The organism is Azonexus sp., assembly GCF_036170495.1.
Taxonomy (GTDB): Bacteria; Pseudomonadota; Gammaproteobacteria; order Burkholderiales; family Rhodocyclaceae; genus Azonexus.
Map to the genome: position 1 here is coordinate 1 of NZ_JAVHPH010000497.1, position 1,466 is coordinate 1,466.

Genomic DNA, 1,466 nt, shown 5'->3' on the forward strand with positions numbered 1-1,466 from the left:
TCGTCGAATGGGTCGATTCGGGTGATGTTTGCCATGGTTTTCTCCTTGGTGAATGAAGCTTTCATGGACCAAATATAGGAGAGGTTTTGGCAGTTTCAAGTCCCGAACGAGGGCCTTTTGGGGAGCATCAGAATGGCATCCCGGTTGCTCCATGAGAAGCAGCGCTCGGCAGCTTTTTGCCAAGGGAGCCATTGCCAGTCCCGGTGTTCGTCAGGCGCGGTGCTGATGGCCGGTCGATCAGCCAATTGCAGGCTGAAGACATGTTCAACGTTATGGCTGACCCCGGGGGCGTAGCGGTGTCGCCAATCGGTGAAAATTTCGAAGGTATTGGTCATCTGCCAGTCGACCAACAGGCCACCGGCAGTGTCAATCCCGGTTTCTTCCCGAACTTCGCGACGAGCGGTGTCGATCAGCGTTTCGCTGCCTTCGCGGCTACCCGTGACCGATTGCCAGAATCCCGGATGGGCGGATCTTTCCAACAGGAGTACATCAAGGGCGGCGGTGTGAATGACGACCAACACCGAAAGCGGCTGTTTGTAGTCGGTGGTCATGCCTCGGCGAGCGTCGGAATGCCCCGGGCCGGGGCGTCGATCAGCACCCAGAAGGGCGCAGGCGTTTTTCGCCTGTCTTCGGCGGCTGCCTGCAAGACTTCGATCAAGGTGGCGAAATCAACTGGGTGCGCTGCCCGCAAGCGGGTGATGCCGTTGATGAACAGGACGTGACCCTTGGCGGGTTGCCAGTCAGGATCGGTCAGGCAGTCGTAGAGGGCATCGAAATTGGCGCCGTACCAGTTCGGAAACTCGAGTGCCGAACCGAGCTGAAGCAATACGTCTTGCGTTGAGGTGGGCCTAACGATGTTCGCTTTCAGGATGCGTAAATCTGCTTGGTGAGCAGCCGTTTCGATGGTGGATTGTTGGGTCGCCGCCAGGTGGAATACCCCGGATGCACTGGCATTTTCGAGCAGATTGTCGCTCATCGATATGTCCCTATTCCGCGATTCGCCGAAAGGTCCGGTAGTGGTCGTCGGTGTAATAGAAATCGCGGTCGCGGCCAGCGATGATCCGGCGAGGCCCACGATCCTTGCGCCATGGTGTTTTTACCGTGTATTCCCGGTAGTAGCCTCGTGGGTGCATGGGTAGGCGTTTTTCGAAGTTGCCGAAAACGATGCCGTCGCGGGCATAGGGAAATGGACCGCCAGCCTTGATCAGAGCGAGTGTCTGCCCGGCTTCGGCGGGTAAATTTGCGACAAAAATCGTGTCGACCGTAGCATCGCGCCCGAAGCTGAAACCGAATGCGCTCCCGATCGCTAGCCAGCCGACGATCAGGAGGCGCAGGTAAATCTGCATCGGTGTTTAGGTCGGACTAACGTCGACTTGCGTTTCGACCTTCTGGCGCAAACGGATGTGCAGTTCGCGCAACTGCTTTTCGTCGACGCTGGACGGCGCGTCGGTGAGCAAGCACTGGGC

Annotated in this window: 3 protein-coding genes; all 3 read right to left on the reverse strand. The window is 58.0% G+C overall.

The features are described from left to right. Positions 1-95: 95 nt before the first annotated feature. The 3 genes from nudB to ADADOO_RS17800 are packed head-to-tail and all read right to left on the reverse strand — an operon-like array spanning position 96 to position 1,346. A complete protein-coding gene (gene nudB, locus ADADOO_RS17790; RefSeq protein WP_511278857.1) occupies positions 96-551 on the reverse strand; it encodes a dihydroneopterin triphosphate diphosphatase in 456 nt (151 codons plus the stop codon). Next, entirely contained in the window at positions 548-976 is a 429-nt protein-coding gene (locus tag ADADOO_RS17795) for a barstar family protein (protein ID WP_511278858.1), read from the reverse strand. Before ADADOO_RS17795 ends, nudB begins: the two co-directional genes overlap by 4 nt. Positions 977-986: 10 nt before the next feature. Beyond that, positions 987-1,346: a guanyl-specific ribonuclease gene (locus ADADOO_RS17800; protein ID WP_511278859.1), complete on the reverse strand. Its 360-nt coding sequence runs from the start codon at positions 1,344-1,346 to the stop codon at positions 987-989. Positions 1,347-1,466: the final 120 nt, after the last annotated feature.

Excerpts from the sequence above, each read along its gene's own strand:
- nudB (WP_511278857.1), bottom strand. The coding sequence starts at position 551 with ATGACCACCGACTACAAACAGCCGCTTTCGGTGTTGGTCGTCATTCAC.
- ADADOO_RS17795 (WP_511278858.1), bottom strand. The coding sequence starts at position 976 with ATGAGCGACAATCTGCTCGAAAATGCCAGTGCATCCGGGGTATTCCAC.
- ADADOO_RS17800 (WP_511278859.1), bottom strand. The coding sequence starts at position 1,346 with ATGCAGATTTACCTGCGCCTCCTGATCGTCGGCTGGCTAGCGATCGGG.